Raw genomic sequence first — 21,398 nt, 5'->3', positions numbered from 1 at the left:
TTCACGCCTCGCTTGGAGTAGTTGTCCGGACACCCGGGATCAGCCCGGCCTGCACCGCCACCTGCCACAGGCCACGCTCGGTAGCCTGTTCGGCAAGTGTCACTTCGGGAAAGCCGGCAGCGGCCAGAGCCCGTGAATACCGGGCGCAAAGTGGCTCGCTGCCGATCAGAATGACCGCCGGCAAGGGTTGTCGACGTTGTTGTTGGAGGGTTGCCAGCGCCGACAGCTCATGGCCGATCAGCAGCCCGGACAGGTAGTCCGGCTGGGCGCTGGCTTCCAGCTGGCTGGTCAGCCCAAGGGTTCGAGTGCTGAAGATGGTCGAAAGCGGGCCGGCCGCGCCGTCTGCGGACAGCGCAACCGCCAGTCCGCGATCAAAGGCCACGGTATCCAGACTGTCGCTGCGCTGCATGGTGCGACCCAGAATGGTGTGCGCGCACAAGGCGGCATAGACCTCGCCGGTCATGAAGGTATCAAAGTGCACAATGCGGCCTTCGACGACCTCGACCCACTTGGAATGACTGCCGGGCAGCCCGATCAGCAGCGGACGATTGGCCTGATCGTCAGGCAGCGAGGCAAGAACGCCGAGCACCTGAGTTTCTTCGCCACGCATCACGTTAGGTAAGGCCGAACGCTGCAGGACGCCGGGGATGATGTGCACCGTCACGCCGCGCGTGCTGCGGACTGTCTGTAATGCGGCGCTCAGTTCGTCGACGCTGGCTGGCGTTTCGCGATAGACGGCCTCGCGCCAGCCCTGGGCGCTGCCGACCATGCCGCAGGCAATCACCGGCAAATCGGGCTGCGCGTCGAGCCAGTCACCACACGCTTCGTCGAACGCCAGTTCAAAACCGTCGTCGCACTGTTTCCCGGCAATCTGCCGGGGCGCGGTGGGCAACTGCATGATGCCCGCGCCGAGGGCGCGTTGTTGCAAAACCTGGCCTCGCTCGCCAAGTCGATAAGCCCGAAGTGAGGTCGTCCCCCAATCGAGCGCGATCAATTGCGCCTGCATTGCTTCACCTGTTGTTTTTTTGAAAGTGAGTGCGCGCCGACTATAAGCTCATTCTCAAACAAATCTCAATATGTAATTTGTGATCCCACATATAGGGATGTCAACTACGGGTCCAGGGCGTCCACAGCTGAAAGACGCCCATAAAAAAACGCCCCTCGAAAGGGGCGTTTTTACGTGCAGCGTTACAGCAGAAGGATCAACGCTCCAGCAGGATCCGCAGCATGCGGCGCAGCGGCTCGGCCGCGCCCCACAACAGCTGGTCGCCTACGGTGAAGGCGCCCAGGTATTGCGAACCCATGTTCAGTTTGCGCAGACGCCCGACCGGAATGCTCATGGTGCCGGTGACCGCAGTCGGGCTGAGCTCCTGGATGCTGGCTTCGCGGTGGTTTGGCACCAGCTTGACCCACGGGTTGTGCTGGCTGATCAGGCCTTCGATGTCCGCGATGGGCACATCCTTGTTGAGCTTGATGGTCAGCGCCTGGCTGTGGCAACGCATGGCGCCGATGCGCACGCAGATGCCGTCGACCGGGATCGGACTCTTGAAACGACCGAGGATCTTGTTGGTTTCAGCCTGGGCCTTCCACTCTTCGCGGCTCTGACCGTTAGGCAGTTCCTTGTCGATCCACGGGATCAGGCTGCCGGCCAGCGGTGCGCCGAAGTTCTCGGTCGGGAACGCGTCGCCGCGCATGGCTTCCGCCACTTTGCGATCGATATCAAGGATGGCGCTGGCCGGGTTGGCCAGGTCATCGGCCACCGAGCCGTTCACCGCGCCCATCTGGCGAATCAGCTCGCGCATGTTCTGCGCACCGGCACCGGACGCGGCCTGATAAGTCATGGCGGTCATCCACTCCACCAGGCCAGCCTCGAACAGACCGCCCAGGCCCATCAGCATGAGGCTGACGGTGCAGTTGCCACCGATGTAGTTTTTGGTGCCGGCGTCCAGCTGCTGGTCGATGACCTTGCGGTTGACCGGGTCCAGCACGATCACGGCGTCATCCTGCATGCGCAGGCTGGATGCGGCATCGATCCAGTAACCCTGCCAGCCGGCTTCGCGCAGCTTGGGGAACACCTCGTTGGTGTAGTCGCCGCCCTGACAGGTCAGTACCACGTCGAGGGTTTTCAGTTCGTCGATGCTGTACGCATCCTTCAGAGGCGCAACGTCCTTGCCCACCGACGGGGCTTGGCCACCGACATTCGAAGTGGTAAAGAACACTGGCTCAATGAGGTCGAAGTCCTGCTCTTCCCGCATCCGCTGCATGAGCACGGAACCGACCATGCCACGCCAACCGATCAGACCTACACGTTTCATCGCAACAACACCTTAAATAAAAGTGGGACCACCGCCTGCGTCATATACAGCAGCCGGCGGGCCAGAGAGATTACAGATTCCTTAGCGCGGCGACTACTGCGTCGCCCATTTCCTGCGTTCCGACCTTCACAGTACCGGTCGACCAGATGTCGCCGGTGCGCAGCCCCTGGTCCAGAACCAGGCTGACGGCCTTCTCGATCGCATCGGCGGCTTCGCTGAGGTTGAAGCTGTAACGCAGCATCATCGAGACTGACAGAATGGTCGCCAACGGGTTGGCAATGCCCTGCCCGGCGATGTCCGGCGCCGAACCATGGCAAGGCTCGTACATGCCTTTGTTATTGGCATCCAGCGAAGCAGACGGCAGCATACCGATGGAGCCGGTCAGCATCGAAGCTTCATCCGACAGAATGTCGCCGAACATGTTGTCGGTCACGATCACATCGAACTGCTTGGGCGCACGTACCAGTTGCATGGCGGCGTTGTCGACATACATGTGGCTCAGCTCGACTTCAGGATAGTCCTTGGCGACCTGCTCCACGACTTCACGCCACAGCTGGCTGGACGCCAGGACGTTGGCCTTGTCCACCGAACATAGCTTCTTGCCACGAACCATGGCCATGTCGAAGCCGACCCGGGCGATTCGGCGGATTTCGCTTTCGCTGTATGGCAGGGTGTCGTACGACTGACGCTCGCCGTTTTCCAGCTCCCGGGTGCCGCGCGGCGCGCCGAAATAGATGCCGCCGGTCAGCTCGCGGACAATCAGGATATCCAGGCCGGCGACGATTTCCGGCTTCAGGCTCGATGCATCCGCCAGTTGCGGATACAGAATGGCTGGGCGCAGGTTGCCGAACAGGCCCAGCTGCGAACGGATTTTCAGCAGACCGCGCTCAGGACGGATATCGCGCTCGATGGCGTCCCACTTGGGGCCGCCGACCGCGCCCAGCAGCACGGCATCGGCTGCGCGGGCGCGGTCCAGGGTTTCATCGGCCAGCGGCACGCCGTGCTTGTCGATGGCCGCGCCGCCGATCACGTCGTGACTCAGTTCGAAACCCAGCTGGTATTTCTCGTTCGCCAGCTCCAAAACCTTGACCGCCTCGGTCATGATTTCCGGACCGATACCGTCGCCTGGGAGAATCAGAATCTGCTTGCTCATAACTTCCTCGATGTTGTGCATCGGCGCCGCTTGCGACGCCCGTCATATTCAATAGGTCCAGCCGAGCGATCTACCGTTCGGCCCAGAGCACCAGGACATCGGTGCTGAACGAGCCATCTTCGGCTATCTCGAAATACTGGCGCACTTCGGCGCCCATGGCCTTTTGCAGCGCGCGAATCGCCAGCCGCATGACTTCAGGCGTGCGCATGCGCTCCACCCATGATCCGAATTCCAGATGCAGACGCTGACGAGCGTGGCTGCGCGGGAACAGGCCGGCGTCGCTGACCTGATGCAGCCATTCGCCGGCGGAGTAATTCCGTACGTGGCTGGTATCGCGCAGCACTTCGACGCTCTGCAGATAGGTGTCCAGCAGCGGGCTGCCCGGCGACATCACATCGATGAACGCCGCCACGCCGCCCGGTTTGAGCACGTGGCGCACTTCCCGTAGAGCCAGACCCAGATCGCTCCAGTGGTGAGCCGAGTAGCGGCTGAACACGAAGTCGAACTCGCCCTCGCCAAAGGGCAAACGCTCCGCTGCGCCATTGACGGTCCGAACGTTGCTCAGGCCCCGGTCGGCAGCGGCGGCGCTGACCACGTCGAGCATCTGCTGCGAGAGGTCGTACGCTACCACTTCACCGACCGCCGGCGCGACATGGAAACTCACATGCCCGGCGCCACACCCCAGATCCAGCACCCGAGCCTCGCCACGCCCCGCCACTTTGGCCTGTAGCAGCGCGAACTCGGCACCTTGCGCGTGCACGGCGCTGCTCAGATAGGCCGAAGCCTGCTCTCCGAATTGACGTTGTACCACTTGGGCGTGAGCGGAGCTGGTCATGCTGTATCTCCCTGAAAATACGGCCTACCTTTTGTAGGAGCGGACTTGTCCGCGAAGACATATTGCCAGCCCATACACATGCAGCGGCTGGACTGACCTCTTCGCGGACAAGTCCGCTCCCACAGAGACGAGGATGCGTGTGGAATCAGTCGCGGAACAACCACGGCTGGCTGGCGCGGTGTTTGCTCTCGAAGGTGGCGATGGCATCGGCGTCCACCAGCGTCAGGCCGATGTCATCCAGACCGTTGAGCAGGCAATGCTTGCGGAACGCATCGATCTCGAAACTCAGCACCTTGCCGTCGGGCCGGGTCACGGTCTGCGCCTGCAGATCGATGGCCAGCTGATAACCGGGCGTGGCCTCCACCTGCTTGAACAGCTGATCGACCTCATCTTCGTCGAGGATGATCGGCAGCAGGCCGTTCTTGAAGCTGTTGTTGAAAAAGATATCGGCATAGCTGGGAGCGATGATCGCGCAGAAACCGTATTCTTCCAGCGCCCAGGGAGCGTGTTCACGACTGGAGCCGCAACCGAAGTTCTCGCGCGCCAACAACACACTGGCGCCCTGATAACGCTCATGGTTGAGCACGAAGTCGTGATTCAGCGGACGCTTGGAGTTGTCCTGATAAGGCTGGCCGACATCCAGATAGCGCCACTCGTCGAACAGGTTCGGGCCAAAGCCGCTGCGCTTGATCGACTTGAGAAACTGCTTGGGAATGATCTGGTCGGTATCGACGTTGGCACGATCCAGAGGTGCGACAAGGCCGCTGTGCTGAGTAAAGGCTTTCATGCTTGGGCTCCTTGTGGCTGGATCAGATCGCGAACATCAATGAAGTGGCCTTGCACCGCGGCGGCAGCGGCCATCGCAGGACTCACCAGGTGAGTGCGGCCACCGGCGCCCTGGCGCCCTTCGAAGTTACGGTTGGAGGTCGACGCGCAATGCTCGCCGGAACCCAGGCGATCGGGGTTCATGGCGAGGCACATGGAGCAACCCGGCTCGCGCCATTCGAAGCCCGCTTCGATGAAGATTCGGTCCAGCCCTTCCTTCTCGGCCTGTTCCTTGATCAGCCCCGAACCCGGTACCACCAGCGCCTGCTTGATGGTTGCCGCCACTTTGCGACCCTTGGCGATCGCGGCTGCGGCGCGCAGATCTTCGATCCGCGAATTGGTGCAGGAGCCAATGAATACCCGATCCAGCTGGATATCGGTAATCGGCTGGTTGGCCTTGAGACCCATGTACTTGAGCGCGCGCTCGATGGAGCCACGCTTGACCAGATCCGGCTCGGCGGCCGGGTCCGGGACGTTCTGATCCACGGCCAGCACCATTTCCGGCGACGTGCCCCAGCTCACCTGCGGCTTGATCTGCGCCGCGTCGAGCACAACCTCGGCGTCGAACACTGCGTCCGGGTCGGACACCAGATCCTTCCAGACCTCGACCGCCATGTCCCATTCCGCGCCCTTGGGCGAAAACGGACGGCCCTTGACGTACTCGATGGTTTTCTCATCGGTGGCTACCATGCCGACCCGTGCGCCCGCCTCGATGGACATGTTGCAGATGGTCATGCGGCCTTCGATGGACAGGTCGCGTATCGCGCTGCCGGCGAACTCGATGGCGTAACCGTTGCCACCGGCGGTGCCGATCTTGCCGATCACCGCGAGCACGATGTCTTTCGCGGTCACGCCGAACGGCAAGCGGCCTTCAACCGATACCCGCATGTTTTTCATTTTCTTGGCGACCAGGCACTGGGTAGCGAGCACGTGCTCGACTTCCGAAGTGCCGATGCCGTGGGCCAGCGCGCCAAAAGCGCCGTGGGTCGAGGTGTGCGAGTCGCCGCATACCACGCTCATACCCGGCAAGGTAGCGCCCTGCTCCGGACCGACCACGTGGACGATGCCCTGACGCGGGTCGTTCATCTTGAATTCGGTGATGCCGTACTCGTCGCAATTATCGTCGAGCGTCTGGACCTGCAAACGCGATACCTGGTCTTCAATGGCAGCGATACCGCCCTTGCGCTCGGCGGTGGTCGGCACGTTGTGATCCGGCGTGGCGACGATCGAGTCGATGCGCCAAGGCTTGCGGCCGGCCAGACGCAGGCCTTCGAACGCCTGCGGCGACGTCACTTCGTGAATGATGTGGCGGTCGATGTAGATCAGCGCCGAACCGTCGTCGCGCTGTTTGACCAAATGCGAATCCCAGAGCTTGTCGTAAAGCGTTTTGCCGGCCATTGGATGACTTCCTCATCAGCTTTTTCTATGCCTTGGGCAATCATGCGATGACCCTTTGGCTTGTGCGGTCATGCTATGGAATATGCTTAAATAACTCAAATTCATAATTTTCATAGTTTGGATAACCAACTGGAATCCCACCATGGACTTGGCCAACCTCAATGCTTTCATTGCCATCGCCGAAACAGGCAGTTTTTCCGGTGCCGGCGAGCGCCTGCATCTGACCCAGCCGGCGATCAGCAAGCGAATCGCCGGCCTGGAGCAGCAACTGAACGTGCGATTGTTCGACCGGCTCGGCCGTGAAGTCAGCCTTACCGAGGCAGGACGCGCGCTGTTGCCCAGGGCCTATCAGATCCTCAACGTGCTGGACGACACGCGTCGCGCGCTGACCAATCTGACCGGCGAAGTCAGCGGTCGTCTCACGCTGGCCACCAGTCATCACATCGGTCTGCACCGCCTGCCGCCGGTATTGCGCGAGTTCACCCGCGCCTATCCCGGCGTGGCGCTGGACATCCAGTTCCTCGATTCGGAAGTGGCCTACGAAGAAATCCTCCACGGCCGGGCGGAGCTTGCCGTCATTACCCTGGCGCCCGACCCCCATGCTCTGGTGCGCGCAGTGCCGGTCTGGGACGATCCGCTGGACTTCGTCGCGGCGCCAGAACATCCGCTGACCAACAGCGGGCCGATGCGGCTGGAGGACATCGTCGGTTATCCCGCAGTGTTTCCCGGCGGCAACACGTTCACTCACCACATCGTCAGTGCGCTGTGCGACGCGCAGGGGCTCAAGCCCAACATCGCCATGAGCACCAACTATATGGAGACCATCAAAATGATGGTTTCCATCGGTCTGGCCTGGAGTGTCCTGCCGCGCACGATGCTCGACGAGCAGGTCGCGCGCATCCCATTGCCGGGCGTACAGCTCAAACGCCAGCTAGGCTACATTCTGCACACGGAACGCACACTTTCGAATGCCGCGAAGGCATTCATGAAATTATTGGACGCACAGCCGCAGACTTCCTGATGCAAGCGCTGCGTGAGGTGTAGACGATCGTATTACCGGCTTTATTGCCTGAAGGCTCGTGATCACATGCCTGACCCAGTGGACAGTTTCAGCATCCGGACGGCCGGCCACGGCGAACCCACCAGTGCCGAGCAGGCGCTCAGGGAAACCCGAGATCGCCTGGACCTGGCCCTGAGTTCCGCGCAGATGGGCATCTGGGACTGGCACATCCCAAGCGGCATGCTCCATGCCTCAGCCCGCGCCGCGCAACTGCACGGCATGGCAGCGGAGCCGTTTCATGACTTTTTCGGCACGTTCTTCGCGAGTGTTCCAGCGCAGGAGCGCGACCGCATGCGCCGCGCCTGGCGAACGCTGCTCAGTGGCCGGGATGACCATTTCCAGCTCACCTATCGCTTCCAGCCGGGCGCCGGAACCTGGCGCCTGCTGGAAATCCGCGCCCGCCTGTATCACGACCAGCACGGCGCGCCGCTGCGGCTGGCCGGCACGCTGCTCGATATCACCCAGCAACAGGCGCAGGCGGCACTGGAGGCCAGTGAACAGAAGTTCGCCAAGGCGTTCCACTCAAGCCCTGACTCGATCACCATCACCGAACTGGAATCGGGCCGCTACCTGGAGGTCAACGAGGGTTTCTACCGCCTGACCGGGTTCAGCGCTCAGGAGGTGCTGGGGCGCACCGCGTTCGATATCGGCATCTGGAGCGACGCGGATCAGCGACGGCAGATGATCGAACAGTTGCGGCAGTCCGGAGCGGTGCATCACCGCGAGATGACCGGCCGCAACAAGAGCGGCGCGCCGCTGATCCTCGACGTCTCGGTGGAAACCATCACTCTGGACGGAACCGCCTGCCTGCTGATGATTGCAAGGGACATCGGCCAGTTGAAAAACGCGCAGGCGCAGATCCGTCACCTGGCTTATCACGACTCGCTGACCAACCTGCCCAACCGCGCCCTGCTGATGGACCGTCTCAGCCAACAGCTGTCGCTGCTCAAGCACCACAATTTGCGTGGCGCGCTGCTGTTCATGGATCTGGATCACTTCAAGCACATCAACGACTCGCTCGGTCACCCGTTGGGCGATAGCGTGCTTAAGGTAGTCACAGCCCGTCTGGAAGCGAGCGTTCGTGTCGAAGACACCGTCGCGCGGCTGGGCGGTGACGAATTCGTTGTGCTGATCTGCGGCCTGGAAGGCTCAAGAGAGAAAGTCGAGCAGCAGGTTCGCGAGCAGTCCGACATGCTGCGCGAGCTGCTCGCCGAGCCCATGTTTCTCGACGGCCACCGCCTGCAAGTCACGCCGAGCATCGGCGTCGCGTTGATCCCCGATCATGGGGCGACGCCCGCCGACCTGCTCAAGCGTGCCGACATCGCGCTCTATCGAGCCAAGGACACCGGACGCAACACTACGCAGTTCTTCCAGGCCTCGATGCAAAAGGTCGTCAGCCAGCGCCTGCGCATGGAAAACGACCTACGTATGGCGCTTGCCCGTAATGAACTCAGGCTGGTCTACCAGGCGCAAGTAGACGCGCGCACCACACAGATCAACGGCGCGGAAGCCCTGCTGCGCTGGCAGCACCCGGAGCACGGCTTGCTGACACCCGGCGAATTTGTGCAGATTCTGGAAGAAAGCGGCATGATCCTGGAAGTGGGCGGATGGGTGCTGGACGAGGCGTGCCGCACCGCAGGCCGGTTGCTGCACAGCGGCCTCATACGGACCGGAAGTTTCCTGATGGGAGTCAATATCAGCCCGCGGCAATTTCGTCAGAGCGAGTTTGTCGAACGCGTTCAGCGCAGCCTGCAGGCCCATGGGCTACCGGCGGACATGCTCAAGCTCGAAATCACCGAGGGTATCGTGATCCGCAACCTGGACGACACCATCGCCAAGATGCGTCGCCTGAAAGCGCTGGGAGTGAGTTTTGCCATGGACGATTTCGGCACCGGCTACTCCTCGCTGACCTATCTCAAACGACTGCCGGTGGATACGCTGAAGATCGATCAGTCGTTCATCCATGATGCGGCGACCGACCCCAACGACGCGGGGATCATTCGCACGATCGTCGCCATGGCCCAAAGCCTGAACCTGACCGCGGTTGCCGAAGGGGTTGAGACCGCGGAACAGCTGGAATTTCTGCAGCGACTGGGTTGCCACTGCTATCAGGGCTACCTGTTCAGCGAACCGCTGGTCCTGGCCGACTTCGAAGCCCTGCTGCGGCTGAACGAGCACATGCAAGTCGATTGATGCCGCGCGTCAAACAGAAAGGGCGCCGAATGGCGCCCTTTCTGTTTAACGATGATCAGCCTGCGTTTTGCGACAGGACTTTCTGGGTGTTGAGCGGGATACGCTTTGGCTTGGCCTCTTCCGGTACGTTACGCACCAGATCGATGCTCAGCAGGCCATGCGCCAGATCGGCACCTTTCACTTCGATATTGTCCGCCAGCCGGAATGCCAGCTTGAACTCACGGCGAGCAATGCCCTGGTGCAGATAAGTCACGTTGTCCGCTTCGCGTTCACGCTTGCTGCCAGTCACGGTCAGCACACCCTTCTCGACCTGCAAGTCCAGGTCTTCCTCCTGCATACCGGCGGCGGCGATCACGATGCGGTATTGATCATCGGCATGCCGCTCCACATTGTAAGGAGGGTAGCCACTGGTAGAGTCGCTACGGCCTGCGGTTTCGAACAGGTCGTTGAAGCGATCGAAGCCCACTGAGTGACGAAACAGTGGAGCCAGAGAAAATGCAGTCGTCATGATAATTCTCCTGTAATCAGCGAGTAGTTCAAGCGACCCGCTAGCGGCATCGCTTAATCCCGAAGATAGGGACGGTCATTCGCTTTTCAAGAGGATTTTTTCAGGCTTCAAGCGACCGTTCGTCGGGTGAATAACCCAACAGCGCACTGATACGGTCGCAGTCGGTTTCGCGCCGCAGAACATCGAACAAGGCTGTGGCCTGGGGATAGCTCTTGGTCAGCAGGACCAGCCATTGCTTGAGCCGGCCCGGTGCCTGGACCAGGGTCATCTTCGCCAGACAGTCACGCCAGAAAGTGCGCAACATTGGTTGCAGCTCTGCCCAGGTCATCTCGACAATGTCATCGCCCGCCTGCGCCGCGGCGATCTGCCGTGCCAGATCGGGGCGCGCCACCAGCCCGCGGCCTATCATGATATCGCGCGCGCCGCAGATTTCCCGGCAGCGGCGCCAGTCGTCCACCGTCCAGATCTCGCCGTTGGCGACAACAGGGATCTTGACCACGTCCTGGATACGCGCAATCCATTCCCAGTGCGCGGGCGGCTTGTAACCATCCACCTTGGTGCGAGCGTGCACGACAATTCGCTCCGCCCCGCCATCGGCCAGCGCCCGCGCGCAGTCGAGCGCAAGATCGGTGCTGTCGAAACCCAGGCGCATCTTGGCGGTGACCGGGATCGCCTGGGGCACGGCGCGGCGCACATGCTCGACGATGGAGTTCAGCAACTCCGGCTCCTTGAGCAGGACGGCGCCGCCACGGGAACGGTTGACGGTCTTGGCCGGGCAACCGAAATTGAGATCCATGACCGGCGCGCCCAGCTCACAGGCAAACGCCGCGTTTTCCGCCAGGCATACCGGATCCGAACCCAGCAGCTGAAGGTGCAACGGCACGCCGGCCGCCGTCCTTGCATCAGTGTGCAGCTCCGACGCCAGCTTGTAGAAGTACGCGGCAGGCATGACCCGCTCGGTCACCCGGATGAATTCCGTCACACACCAGTCGATGCCGCCGACGCGGGTCAGCACATTACGCAGGATGTCGTCGACCAACCCCTCCATGGGCGCCAGAGCAATTTGCATGGGGACACACTCGAAAAAAGTCCGGCAGTTTACTGGGCCGAGGCCATATTGGAAACGCTGCCGTCTGTCATCGCGCAACCATAGCCGTCGATGAACTCGGCAGGCATGCGCTTGGGGCGACCGGTGGAAAGTTCGATGCAGACAAAAGTGGTTTGCGCGCGCAGCAGCGTTGCGCCATCGGCTGGTCGTCGTAACTGGAAGCGCCGGCTCATTTTCAGCTTTCGGTCCCAGTCGACGATCCAGGTCGCCAACTCCAGCTCGTCGTTTTCATAGGCGCTGGCGAGGTAATCGATCTCGTGCCGGACCACGGCCATGGCACGATCCAGACGACGATACTCGGTCAGATCAAGGCCCAACTGTTGAGAATGCCGCCAGGCGCAGCGTTCGAGCCACGTGACATAGACCGCATTATTAGCGTGCCCCAGCCCGTCGATGTCCTCTGCGCCGACCACCAGGTCAATGACGAAAGGCGTTGCCAGATCCCAGACCATGCTCGCTCCTGTTTAATGGATTCACGTGGCGGGAGTGTAGCGTGGCGCAGGCTCAGACGCGTCGTAGGAGCGCGCTTGCCCGCGATCAGGTTGTAAAAAAGGAAGGAAATAAAACCCCGGAAAAACAAAAGGGCCATTCAATAATCGAATGACCCTTGGTCTCGCAGAGCGAGAAATCGTGGCGTCCCCTAGGGGACTCGAACCCCTGTTACCGCCGTGAAAGGGCGGTGTCCTAGGCCACTAGACGAAGGGGACGCAAAACCTTCTGTCAGATCCGCCTGTTGGCGAACCCTGGCAAATTGGTGGAGCTAAGCGGGATCGAACCGCTGACCTCCTGCATGCCATGCAGGCGCTCTCCCAGCTGAGCTATAGCCCCGAATTTAACGCCCTGCGGCGGAGATCAACCTTGCGGCATCACTCGGTGAAACTGGCGTCCCCTAGGGGACTCGAACCCCTGTTACCGCCGTGAAAGGGCGGTGTCCTAGGCCACTAGACGAAGGGGACAAACCTTCTTTCTGATCGGATGCTGGATTCCGATCTGTTCAAGACCCCCGTGTTACCTGGCCTTGAACCTGAAATTTGGTGGAGCTAAGCGGGATCGAACCGCTGACCTCCTGCATGCCATGCAGGCGCTCTCCCAGCTGAGCTATAGCCCCACATCAGTGGACGGGGCGCATGTTAAGCGTGAGTCACGAACCTGTCAAACTTATTTTCAACTTTTTTGAAAATTTTTCGTCGGCATAACAAACACTTACCCGTGACGCCCCGATTCGGGGCTCACGTCGACCACTGCCCGGGCGCGGGCGATGGTCGATCCATGCGCCTCCCCTGTCAGGCGATAGCGCCCAGCAGTTTTTCCCACTCCTTGTTTTCCTTCTTCGAAACGCCACCCAGCAGATCGATGGCCTGACGCAGGCGGAAACGGGTCAAGTCCGGGCCGAGGATTTCCATGGCGTCGAGCACCGATACGGAACTGGCCTGCCCGGTGATCGAGGCGAACATCAGCGGCATTGCATCGCGCAGCTTGAGGCCGAGGTGTTCGACCACCGCCTGAATGACGCCGGTAATCGCGTCCTTCTCCCACTGGCGCAGGGATTCCAGCTTCCACAGAATCAGCTGCATCAACTGGCGGACCTGCTCGGGCGACAGCTTCTTGTGCTCGAACAGCCTGGCGTCCGGCGTGACGCCACCCGCAAAGAAGAAGCTCGCCAAAGGCGCGATCTGGCTGAAGGTTTCAACGCGGCCCTGCACGTGCGGCGCGATCTTCATCAGATACTCGGGGTTCAACGCCCAGGTCTGCACCCGCGCGGCGAACTCCTCGACCGGCAGTTCACGCAGCCACTGGCCGTTGAGCCAGGACAGTTTCTCGATATCGAAGATCGGCCCGCCCAGGGAAACGCGCGACAGATCGAAGTTGTCGACCATTTCCTGCAACGAGAACTTCTCGCGCTCGTCCGGCATTGACCAGCCCATGCGCCCCAGATAGTTGAGCATCGCCTCGGGCATGAAGCCCATGCGCTCGTAGAACGTAACCGAAGTCGGGTTCTTGCGCTTGGACAGCTTGCTCTTGTCCGGGTTACGCAGCAGCGGCATGTAGCACAGCTGTGGCTTGTCCCAGCCGAAGTACTCGTACAGCAGAATCAGCTTGGGTGCCGACGGCAGCCACTCCTCGCCACGTAATACGTGGGTGATGCCCATTAGATGATCATCGACCACGTTGGCGAGGAAATAGGTCGGCAGGCCATCGGCCTTCATCAGCACCTGCATGTCCATGCGATCCCAAGGGATCTCGACCTCGCCACGCAGCAGGTCAGGCACGACGCAGACGCCTTCGGTCGGCACCTTCATACGGATCACATGGGGCTCGCCGGCAGCCAGGCGACGCGCCACTTCTTCCTTGGAAAGCAGCAGAGCGCGGCCGTCATAGCGTGGGGTCTCGCCACGTGCCATCTGCTCGGCACGCATCTGATCCAGCTCTTCGGCAGTGCAGAAGCACGGGAACGCGTGGCCCATGTCGACCAGTTGCTGGGCGTATTTCTGGTAAATGTCGCCCCGCTCACTCTGCCGGTATGGACCATGCGGGCCGCCCACATCCGGGCCTTCACTCCATTCGATACCCAGCCAGCGCAGCGCGTCGAAGATCTGTTGCTCGGACTCGCGGGTCGAGCGCAGCTGATCGGTGTCTTCGATGCGCAGGATGAACTCGCCACCATGCTGCCTGGCAAAGCAATAGTTGAAGAGCGCGATATAGGCCGTGCCAACGTGGGGGTCGCCGGTGGGCGATGGCGCGATGCGGGTACGAACGGTGGTCATGGAAAATCCCGAATAGGTCGATCAAGCGCGGAATCTTAACAGGCGCGAGAGACGGATTGTAGGCGCGCTTACCCGCGATCCGATATGGCGAGCAGATGCGGAGCTGTGACCGCAAAAATGTACGCGACCCCACCGGCCTCTTCGCCAGCAAGCTGACTCCCACAGAACCGTGAGCTGCGGTACAGCCGCGACTGGTGCATAGTCAGTCGCGGACAAGTCCGCTCTTACACGGCCAGCAACCGCTCGCGCAACTTTCCGATTTCGTCGCGCATCTGCGCGGCGGCTTCGAACTCCAGGTCGCGGGCCAGCTGGTACATCTTCTCTTCCAGCTGACGGATGCGCTTGTTGATCTCGCTCGGCGAGCGCAGCTCGTTCTCGTATTTCGCGTTTTCCTCGGCAGCCTTGGCCATGCCCTTGCGCTTTTTGCTGCGCGAGCCCGGCACCGTCGCGCCTTCGAGGATATCCGCCACGTCCCTGGACACGCCCACCGGCGTGATGCCATTGGCCTCGTTGAACGCGATCTGCTTCTCGCGACGCCGCTCGGTCTCGTTGATCGCGCGTTCCATGGAACCGGTCATCCGGTCCGCATACAGGATCGCCCGGCCCTTGAGGTTACGCGCAGCTCGACCGATGGTCTGGATCAGCGAACGATCCGAGCGCAGGAAGCCTTCCTTGTCGGCGTCGAGAATCGCTACCAGCGCGACTTCCGGCATGTCCAGACCTTCACGCAGCAGGTTGATCCCGACCAGCACATCAAAGGTCCCGAGACGCAAGTCGCGAATGATCTCGACCCGCTCCACCGTGTCGATGTCCGAGTGCAGGTAACGCACCCGCACGCCGTGGTCGGCCAGATAATCGGTCAGATCCTCGGCCATGCGCTTGGTCAGCGTCGTGACCAGCACCCGCTCGTCAATTGCCACGCACTTGTTGATCTCCGAGAGCAAGTCGTCGACCTGCGTCAGCGCAGGGCGAATTTCAACCAGAGGGTCTACCAGACCGGTCGGCCGAACCACCTGTTCGATGACCCGTCCAGCGTGCTCGGCTTCGTAATTGCCCGGCGTCGCTGACACAAAAATGGTCTGCGGGCTGATAGCTTCCCACTCGTCGAAGCGCATCGGCCGGTTGTCCAGCGCCGACGGCAGACGGAAGCCGTACTCGACCAGCGTTTCCTTGCGTGAGCGGTCGCCTTTGTACATTGCCCCGACCTGCGAGACGCTGACGTGGGATTCGTCGATCACCAGCAGCGCGTCGGCCGGCAGGTAATCGAACAGCGTGGGCGGCGGCGCACCGGACGGGCGTCCCGACAGGTAGCGCGAATAGTTTTCGATGCCGTTGCAATAACCCAGCTCCAGCATCATTTCCAGATCGAACCGGGTGCGCTGTTCCAGGCGCTGGGCTTCGACCAGCTTGTTCTGGCTGCGCAGGTATTCAAGCCGCTCCGCCAGCTCGGCCTTGATGCCTTCCATCGCCTCCACCAGCGTTTCGCGGGGCGTCACGTAGTGGGTCTTGGGGTAGAAGGTAAAGCGCGGTAGCTTGCGGATCACCTCGCCAGTCAGCGGATCGAAGGCCGAAAGGCTCTCCACCTCATCGTCGAACAGCTCGATGCGGATGGCTTCCAGATCCGATTCAGCCGGGTACACGTCGATCACATCACCGCGCACGCGGAAGGTAGCGCGGGCGAAATCCATGTCGTTGCGGGTGTACTGCAGATCCGCCAGCCGTCGCAACAGCGCCCGCTGATCGAGCTTGTCGCCGCGGTCGATGTGCAGAACCATCCGCAGATAGGTTTCCGGGCTGCCCAGACCGTAGATGCACGACACCGTGGTGACGATGATGGCGTCCTTGCGCTCCAGCAGCGCCTTGGTCGCCGAAAGCCGCATCTGCTCGATGTGGTCGTTGATCGACGCATCCTTCTCGATGAAGGTGTCCGACGACGGCACGTAGGCTTCGGGCTGGTAGTAGTCGTAGTACGAAACGAAATATTCGACCGCGTTATTGGGGAAGAACGCTTTGAATTCACCGTACAACTGGGCGGCCAGGGTCTTGTTCGGCGCCAGCACCAGTGTGGGGCGCTTCACCTGCGAAATCACGTTGGCGATACTGAAGGTCTTGCCCGAACCGGTTACGCCGAGCAAGGTCTGATGCGCCAGCCCCGCTTCGATACCTTCTACCATCTGGCGGATGGCTTCAGGTTGATCGCCGGCTGGCTTGAAACGGGTGACGAGCTGGAACTCGGACATAACCTACCTCTTTGTTCGGGCACGCACGAGCTTGCGCGCCAACTGGCCCGCTCGAAGCAAACAGACGCCGACGCCGTATCCCGTCAGGGAAAGACGTAGCGAGTCGAGTGAGATACACCTGTACATGGAGCCATATCCTCGCCTTTCAAGCCCCGGATTGCACCAGCGGTTAAAAGATTGAGGGCGCCAGCTGACGAACGTTCGGCAAACTGCGCAAAAACCTGGCAAAAAACCGGCTCTGCCTGTCGCTCGGCCACTCGTTGCTCTCTATACTAGGTCCCCGTTTGTGCACCGCTCTGGCGCATTCGGTCGGAGCGGCTTCCCTTCCCTCTCCATTAAGAGCTGCCGCAAAAATGAGCCTCTTCTCCGCTGTCGAAATGGCGCCCCGCGATCCGATCCTGGGTATCAACGAAGCATTCAATGCCGACACTCGCACCACCAAGGTCAATCTGGGTGTGGGCGTCTACTGTGACGAAGACGGGCGCATTCCATTGCTGCGCGCAGTGGCCGAAGCCGAGAAGATTCGCGTAGCCCAGCACGCTCCGCGCGGTTACCTGCCGATCGACGGTATCGGCGCTTACGACCTGGCCGTGCAGAAACTGCTGCTGGGCGCCGACTCCCCGCTGATCGCCTCCGGCCGCGTACTGACTACTCAGTCGGTGGGCGGCACCGGCGCGCTGAAGATCGGCGCCGACTTCCTCAAGCGCCTGCTGCCGGGTGCCGTGGTCGCGATCAGTGATCCGAGCTGGGAAAACCACCGCGCGCTGTTCGAGGCCGCCGGCTTCCCGGTTCAGGACTACCGCTATTACGACGCCGCGACGCATGACGTGAACCGCGCCGGCATGCTCGAAGACCTGCGCAACCTGCCGGACAACTCGATCGTCGTGCTGCACGCCTGCTGCCACAACCCGACCGGCGTCGACCTGAGCGCCGACGACTGGAAGAACGTGCTGGAAGTGGTCAAGGCCAAAGGTCACGTGCCGTTTCTGGACATGGCCTATCAGGGCTTCGGCCAGGGCCTGCAGCAAGACGCCGTGGCCGTGCGGCTGTTCGCGGAATCCGGGCTGACCTTCTTCGCCTCGACTTCGTTTTCCAAGTCGCTGTCGCTCTACGGTGAGCGCGTCGGCGCGCTGTCGATCGTCACCGAGTCTGCCGAGGAAACCGCGCGCGTCCTGTCCCAGGTCAAGCGCGTGATCCGCACCAACTACTCCAACCCGCCGACCCATGGCGCAATCATCTCCGCGGCCGTGCTCAACGACGCGGCGCTGCGTGCGATGTGGGAAGAAGAACTGGGCCAGATGCGTACGCGCATCCACGGCATGCGCAAGGCGATGGTCGAGCGTCTGGCCGACAACCCGGCCGGCCAGGACTTCAGCTTCGTGGCCCGCCAGTGCGGCATGTTCTCCTACTCCGGCCTGACAGCCGCCCAGGCCCAGCGCCTGCGCAGCGAGTTTGGCATTTACGCGCTGGACACCGGGCGCATCTGCGTCGCGGCGCTGAACAACAAGAACATCGACGTGGTGTGCGACGCGATCAAGCAAGTGCTCTGATCACGCGGCCCGTAGCAGCAACGAAAAAGGGAAGCAGACGCAGGTCTGGCTTCCCTTTTTTGCGCTTTCTTTTCGCGCCGGTTCAGTTTCTTCGAACCACTGGGCCTCAGCGGCCTCAAAACTTCGTAAGCTTTTCACTAGAAGCCAACGAGGTGCACATGTCCATCGATCCGCAAAAACACAAAGAACAAGCGCCCGGCCAACCGTCCAGCCCCGTTGACCGTCACGATCCGGCCACCGAGCAGCCAGCGTCTGATCCCGCTTCCGCCGGCAATTCGTCGCAGTCTCAGTCTCAGACCTCGGGCGAGCAGACCCCAGGCCAGCAGACTCAAAAATCCAACGGCAGCGCCTACGTGCCGGACTATGAGCCTCAGGAAAAACCCGAGACCCAGCGCAACCTGCAACCCACCAAGGGCCACGATGCCGATATTGATACCGGGACTGGCTGATCGTTCGCGCACCGCAGTGAGACCCAACTGTCTTCGGCCTCAAGTCAGGCCCAAGACAGTGGGAGGCAGCTTGCTGGCGACTGCGTCAATTCAAACCCACACATCTCACTGGCTGATCAAACGCCATCGCCGGCAAGCTGGCTCCCACGAGAACCGCAGCGCTGCACGAACTGTAGGGGTGGGCTTGCCCTGGGCGGCAATCCGACGATCTGGCGCGAAGCGGCAGCAGAATGGTTCGCGCGGTGTAACTGACAAAATGCGGTCGCCCGGTTTACTGCCGCTACGCGCCAGATCGCGAGCAAGCTCGCTCCCACGCCGTCCGGGCAGAATCAAAAGCGGCCTCGCGGGCTCCATGAGATTTCTATGTTTTAGGGCTACCCCTCAAACATAGAATCTCCCACATGCCTAGTGCAGATCCGAAGCCTTGACCACCTGCACCGAATATCCGGGGTCCGCCTTGATCTGCTGTTCGGTAAACGGCAATACGCTCCACTGCTTGCTGGAAAACGCCCGGGTCTGGTCGCTGGAGTGCGCCGACCCGGGATTGCCCGACAGCGAAAACGCCAGCAGCCCCTGGGCTTTCGGTCCTGTTTCGTCGAAGCTCACCACCTGCAGGTAGCTGGTGCCACTGACCACCTCACGCCGCCCGTCCTTGCCCGCCACAGTCTGCATTGCGTTATAGACGCCGAGGTTCGCCGGCCCGCCATGAATGGGAATCGGCGCGCCACCAGAAGTTGAAACCTGCACGTCACCCCAGCGCAGATCCGCAGGCCACTGCGCTTTCTGCGCTTCGTCGGCGACGGTCCGCATCGCGGTGCGCAACGCGTCCGCGACCTGCGGGTTCTCGATGGCCAGGCCGCGTGGCGTATGCACCGGTTCGCGAGGGTCGAACGGCACCCGCCAGCGCGAAGGAGCGCTTTGCAACGCAGCCATGATTTTCTGGAAGTACACAAACCCGATGCCGCTATGGAGCTCGGCGCGGCGGTCCCAGTCCTTCAATCCCGCACATACGGCGGCCAGCCGTTCGGCGTCCGCGCCCAATCCTTTGGCGCAGAATTGCAGCAGGTCAGGCATCACCTGGCCCGCCTGATACACCTCGTTGTCCATGACCATGGCCTGCAACCCCGACACGCTGATGGTCCCGGAGCGGCGCAGGCTGGCGAGCCGGTCCAGGGCGAAACGCGTGCGTTGACCAAGTGCCTGGCCGTCCTGGCTGATCAGCGGCGAAAAGCCCTTCAGCGGCGCAGCCGGGTTGACCAGCCACGCCGAGTCGTTGGAATGCTGCACAAAATCCGTGCGCAGCAGTTGTGGCTGTCGGGACGAAGGATAAATGCCTGGCTGCGCCGCATCCGCGCTCACCTCCCAGTTACAGGCCCGACGCGAGCCGTCGAGGACGATCATCGCGGTGCCGGCGCGCGGATCGCTGCAGTCCGCCAGCCTGGCGGCGTCCACGTTGGGCACCACGGACAGATTCATGTACAGCGCCTGACCTTCGGCATCCACGGCCAGGGTGTTGACCCACGGAATGCCTTGCAACCGGTGCACCGAATCCTGCAACGCCTGCAAGCTGGTCGCCTGATCCATGGCGTACCACTGTTGCAACACGCGGTCGTTGCCCAGATTTGCATCGCGCAGGCTGAAGGCCACTTGCCGATTCCAGTCCAGCTTGCCCGGCCATTGCACCACCGGACCGAATTCCGACGACCAGACCGTGCGCGTTACCGATTGAACGCCGCCGTCGGGCTGTCTGACATCTACCTGAACCTGCTTTTTGCTCATCGCTATCGACTGGCCATCCAGCATGTAGCGCGTCGGATCACGCGGATCGAGCTGCAAGCGGTGCAAGGTGAAGTGTTTCGAGGTGTCGACGGTGTGGGTCCACGCCAGATGTTGGTTGAAGCCGATGTTGATCATCGGCAGGCCCGGCAACGAAGCGCCCATCACGTCCAGCTTGCCGGGGATGGTCAGGTGCATCTCGTAGAAGCGCATGCCGCCGCTCCACGGAAAGTGCGGGTTGGCCAGCAGCATGCCGCGCCCGTTGAACGACAGGTCGCGGCCGACCGCTACCGCATTGCTGCCGCGTTCCAGAGCGAAACGCTGATTGCGCTCCGCCGCCTGCTCCAGAGCCAGTAACCGGTCCGCTTGCGACTGGCCGGTGTACGCGGCTTTGGGCAAGCTATCCGGCCCGCTTTGCGGCGGTTGGGCGCCGGCCAATGCTTCGGCGAATTGCCCTACTCCGCCTTCCACCAGCAGACGACGACCGAGGCGCACCAGATCGTCGGCGTCGATGGCGCGCACCCACTCGCCCTGGCAGGCTTCGGGCAATCCCGATGCCTTTTGTTCCTTCAACGAACGGTTGTAACCCTCGGCGTAGCCTTGCATCAGGTGCTGAATCTCCGCCGGTTGCGCGCGCCAGAATCCGGCCACCAATTCAGGGCTGTTCAGCCATTTGAAGAACAGGTCGCTGGCCATGTTGTTGCGTTGCTCCAGCGTCGTCTGTTCCGGTCCGAAGTACCGCGATCGCTCGCCACTGACCGTGACAACTTCGTTGGCCAGCAGGCACAGGTTGTCCTGGGCGTAGGCGTAGCCGATGCCATAACCCAGACCGCGTTCATCCCTGGCGAGAATGTGCGGCACGCCGTAGCCGGTCCGGCGGATCTGCGCGGATACGCCCTGATCCGCCGCCAGGGCCGGAAAGGCCAGCAGGCCGGAGATGCCGACTAGAAAGACTCTGGAAATGATCACGCGGACTCCAATGTGGTGAAGGGACGGCGAAACGAAAGAATTTTGTGGGCGCGGCGGGTGGCGCTCTCACTGGAGCGCAGGCCAGCGTTTGGAAGCGGCCCCTCACTGAACGAAAACCCTGCCGGAAATTTAGGCACTCTTGTCCACTTGCCCACCTGCCCACCTGCCCTGCTAAATTGCCGCCCACCGCTCTCGTCTAATGGACAGTTTCCCTGGCCGGCGTTTTTCGGCCGACCGACTTCCCGACGGAGCAG

16 protein-coding genes and 4 tRNA genes are annotated in these 21,398 nt (G+C 61.7%); 4 read left to right on the top strand and 16 right to left on the bottom strand.

Translation table 11 applies throughout. The features are described 5' to 3' along the window. Position 1 precedes the first annotated feature (1 nt). The 6 genes from J3P77_RS08570 to leuC all read right to left on the bottom strand — a co-directional run bounded on the left by J3P77_RS08570 (position 2) and on the right by leuC (position 6,526). The gene (locus tag J3P77_RS08570) at positions 2–1,006 is read right to left on the bottom strand and encodes a 2-dehydro-3-deoxygalactonokinase (protein WP_434681076.1); all 1,005 of its coding nucleotides are present in this window, start codon (positions 1,004–1,006) and stop codon (positions 2–4) included. A 196-nt stretch (positions 1,007–1,202) separates the two neighbouring features. Then, a complete protein-coding gene (gene asd, locus J3P77_RS08565; protein ID WP_434681074.1) occupies positions 1,203–2,315 on the bottom strand; it encodes an aspartate-semialdehyde dehydrogenase in 1,113 nt (370 codons plus the stop codon). A gap of 70 nt (positions 2,316–2,385) precedes the next feature. Continuing rightward, the gene (gene leuB / locus J3P77_RS08560; protein WP_434681073.1) at positions 2,386–3,468 is read right to left on the bottom strand and encodes a 3-isopropylmalate dehydrogenase; all 1,083 of its coding nucleotides are present in this window, start codon (positions 3,466–3,468) and stop codon (positions 2,386–2,388) included. 70 nt (positions 3,469–3,538) lie between these two features. Then, entirely contained in the window at positions 3,539–4,303 is a 765-nt protein-coding gene (locus J3P77_RS08555) for a class I SAM-dependent methyltransferase (protein ID WP_434681072.1), read from the bottom strand. A gap of 145 nt (positions 4,304–4,448) precedes the next feature. Next, positions 4,449–5,090: a 3-isopropylmalate dehydratase small subunit gene (gene leuD / locus J3P77_RS08550; protein ID WP_434681071.1), complete on the bottom strand. Its 642-nt coding sequence runs from the start codon at positions 5,088–5,090 to the stop codon at positions 4,449–4,451. Beyond that, positions 5,087–6,526: a 3-isopropylmalate dehydratase large subunit gene (gene leuC, locus J3P77_RS08545; protein ID WP_434681070.1), complete on the bottom strand. Its 1,440-nt coding sequence runs from the start codon at positions 6,524–6,526 to the stop codon at positions 5,087–5,089. Before leuC ends, leuD begins: the two co-directional genes overlap by 4 nt. 142 nt (positions 6,527–6,668) lie before the next feature. On the opposite strand from leuC, the gene J3P77_RS08540 reads away from it, so the two are divergent. Together J3P77_RS08540 and J3P77_RS08535 are read left to right on the top strand one after the other, a co-directional pair. Continuing rightward, positions 6,669–7,547: a LysR family transcriptional regulator gene (locus J3P77_RS08540; protein WP_434681069.1), complete on the top strand. Its 879-nt coding sequence runs from the start codon at positions 6,669–6,671 to the stop codon at positions 7,545–7,547. A 66-nt stretch (positions 7,548–7,613) separates the two neighbouring features. Further along, complete coding sequence (locus J3P77_RS08535; RefSeq protein ID WP_434681068.1) at positions 7,614–9,779, top strand: putative bifunctional diguanylate cyclase/phosphodiesterase; 2,166 nt, start codon at positions 7,614–7,616, stop codon at positions 9,777–9,779. A gap of 55 nt (positions 9,780–9,834) precedes the next feature. Here J3P77_RS08535 and J3P77_RS08530 read toward each other — a convergent pair whose 3' ends face one another. The 9 genes from J3P77_RS08530 to uvrB all read right to left on the bottom strand — a co-directional run bounded on the left by J3P77_RS08530 (position 9,835) and on the right by uvrB (position 16,400). Next, entirely contained in the window at positions 9,835–10,287 is a 453-nt protein-coding gene (locus tag J3P77_RS08530) for an Hsp20 family protein (protein ID WP_434681067.1), read from the bottom strand. Positions 10,288–10,387: 100 nt separating this feature from the next. Beyond that, positions 10,388–11,356 carry a tRNA dihydrouridine synthase gene (locus J3P77_RS08525; RefSeq protein WP_434681066.1) on the bottom strand — a complete coding sequence of 323 codons (969 nt, stop codon included), beginning with the start codon at positions 11,354–11,356 and terminating at the stop codon, positions 10,388–10,390. Between the two features lie 29 nt (positions 11,357–11,385). Then, entirely contained in the window at positions 11,386–11,847 is a 462-nt protein-coding gene (locus J3P77_RS08520) for an acyl-CoA thioesterase (protein ID WP_434681065.1), read from the bottom strand. 179 nt (positions 11,848–12,026) lie between these two features. After that, positions 12,027–12,102: transfer RNA gene (locus tag J3P77_RS08515), tRNA-Glu, on the bottom strand. A gap of 45 nt (positions 12,103–12,147) precedes the next feature. Continuing rightward, a tRNA-Ala gene (locus tag J3P77_RS08510) sits at positions 12,148–12,223 on the bottom strand. Positions 12,224–12,275: 52 nt separating this feature from the next. Beyond that, a tRNA-Glu gene (locus tag J3P77_RS08505) sits at positions 12,276–12,351 on the bottom strand. A 76-nt stretch (positions 12,352–12,427) separates the two neighbouring features. Further along, positions 12,428–12,503 (bottom strand) — tRNA-Ala (locus J3P77_RS08500). A gap of 175 nt (positions 12,504–12,678) precedes the next feature. Further along, on the bottom strand, positions 12,679–14,160 hold the full coding sequence (gene gltX, locus J3P77_RS08495; protein WP_434681064.1) for a glutamate--tRNA ligase: 1,482 nt from the start codon (positions 14,158–14,160) through the stop codon (positions 12,679–12,681). Positions 14,161–14,384: 224 nt separating this feature from the next. After that, positions 14,385–16,400: an excinuclease ABC subunit UvrB gene (uvrB, locus tag J3P77_RS08490; RefSeq protein ID WP_434681063.1), complete on the bottom strand. Its 2,016-nt coding sequence runs from the start codon at positions 16,398–16,400 to the stop codon at positions 14,385–14,387. A 353-nt stretch (positions 16,401–16,753) separates the two neighbouring features. On the opposite strand from uvrB, the gene J3P77_RS08485 reads away from it, so the two are divergent. Beyond that, positions 16,754–17,950 carry an amino acid aminotransferase gene (locus J3P77_RS08485; RefSeq protein WP_434681061.1) on the top strand — a complete coding sequence of 399 codons (1,197 nt, stop codon included), beginning with the start codon at positions 16,754–16,756 and terminating at the stop codon, positions 17,948–17,950. 158 nt (positions 17,951–18,108) lie between these two features. Beyond that, positions 18,109–18,399, top strand: a complete 291-nt coding sequence (locus tag J3P77_RS08480; RefSeq protein ID WP_434681060.1) for a hypothetical protein — start codon at positions 18,109–18,111, stop codon at positions 18,397–18,399. A 405-nt stretch (positions 18,400–18,804) separates the two neighbouring features. Here J3P77_RS08480 and pvdQ read toward each other — a convergent pair whose 3' ends face one another. Then, positions 18,805–21,114 carry a bifunctional acylase PvdQ gene (gene pvdQ, locus J3P77_RS08475; RefSeq protein ID WP_434681927.1) on the bottom strand — a complete coding sequence of 770 codons (2,310 nt, stop codon included), beginning with the start codon at positions 21,112–21,114 and terminating at the stop codon, positions 18,805–18,807. Positions 21,115–21,398: the final 284 nt, after the last annotated feature.

The sequence above is a fragment of the Pseudomonas sp. R1-18 genome (assembly GCF_051132095.1).
Taxonomy (GTDB): Bacteria; Pseudomonadota; Gammaproteobacteria; order Pseudomonadales; family Pseudomonadaceae; genus Aquipseudomonas.
The sequence above is the reverse complement of the archived record's forward strand: the minus strand, read 5'-3'. Positions and strand labels throughout refer to the sequence as shown.

Bases quoted from the DNA above. Each gene is read 5' to 3' on its own strand.
- J3P77_RS08570 (WP_434681076.1), bottom strand. From the start codon at position 1,006: ATGCAGGCGCAATTGATCGCGCTCGATTGGGGGACGACCTCACTTCGG.
- asd (WP_434681074.1), bottom strand. From the start codon at position 2,315: ATGAAACGTGTAGGTCTGATCGGTTGGCGTGGCATGGTCGGTTCCGTG.
- leuB (WP_434681073.1), bottom strand. From the start codon at position 3,468: ATGAGCAAGCAGATTCTGATTCTCCCAGGCGACGGTATCGGTCCGGAA.
- J3P77_RS08555 (WP_434681072.1), bottom strand. From the start codon at position 4,303: ATGACCAGCTCCGCTCACGCCCAAGTGGTACAACGTCAATTCGGAGAG.
- leuD (WP_434681071.1), bottom strand. From the start codon at position 5,090: ATGAAAGCCTTTACTCAGCACAGCGGCCTTGTCGCACCTCTGGATCGT.
- leuC (WP_434681070.1), bottom strand. From the start codon at position 6,526: ATGGCCGGCAAAACGCTTTACGACAAGCTCTGGGATTCGCATTTGGTC.
- J3P77_RS08540 (WP_434681069.1), top strand. From the start codon at position 6,669: ATGGACTTGGCCAACCTCAATGCTTTCATTGCCATCGCCGAAACAGGC.
- J3P77_RS08535 (WP_434681068.1), top strand. From the start codon at position 7,614: ATGCCTGACCCAGTGGACAGTTTCAGCATCCGGACGGCCGGCCACGGC.
- J3P77_RS08530 (WP_434681067.1), bottom strand. From the start codon at position 10,287: ATGACGACTGCATTTTCTCTGGCTCCACTGTTTCGTCACTCAGTGGGC.
- J3P77_RS08525 (WP_434681066.1), bottom strand. From the start codon at position 11,356: ATGCAAATTGCTCTGGCGCCCATGGAGGGGTTGGTCGACGACATCCTG.
- J3P77_RS08520 (WP_434681065.1), bottom strand. From the start codon at position 11,847: ATGGTCTGGGATCTGGCAACGCCTTTCGTCATTGACCTGGTGGTCGGC.
- gltX (WP_434681064.1), bottom strand. From the start codon at position 14,160: ATGACCACCGTTCGTACCCGCATCGCGCCATCGCCCACCGGCGACCCC.
- uvrB (WP_434681063.1), bottom strand. From the start codon at position 16,400: ATGTCCGAGTTCCAGCTCGTCACCCGTTTCAAGCCAGCCGGCGATCAA.
- J3P77_RS08485 (WP_434681061.1), top strand. From the start codon at position 16,754: ATGAGCCTCTTCTCCGCTGTCGAAATGGCGCCCCGCGATCCGATCCTG.
- J3P77_RS08480 (WP_434681060.1), top strand. From the start codon at position 18,109: ATGTCCATCGATCCGCAAAAACACAAAGAACAAGCGCCCGGCCAACCG.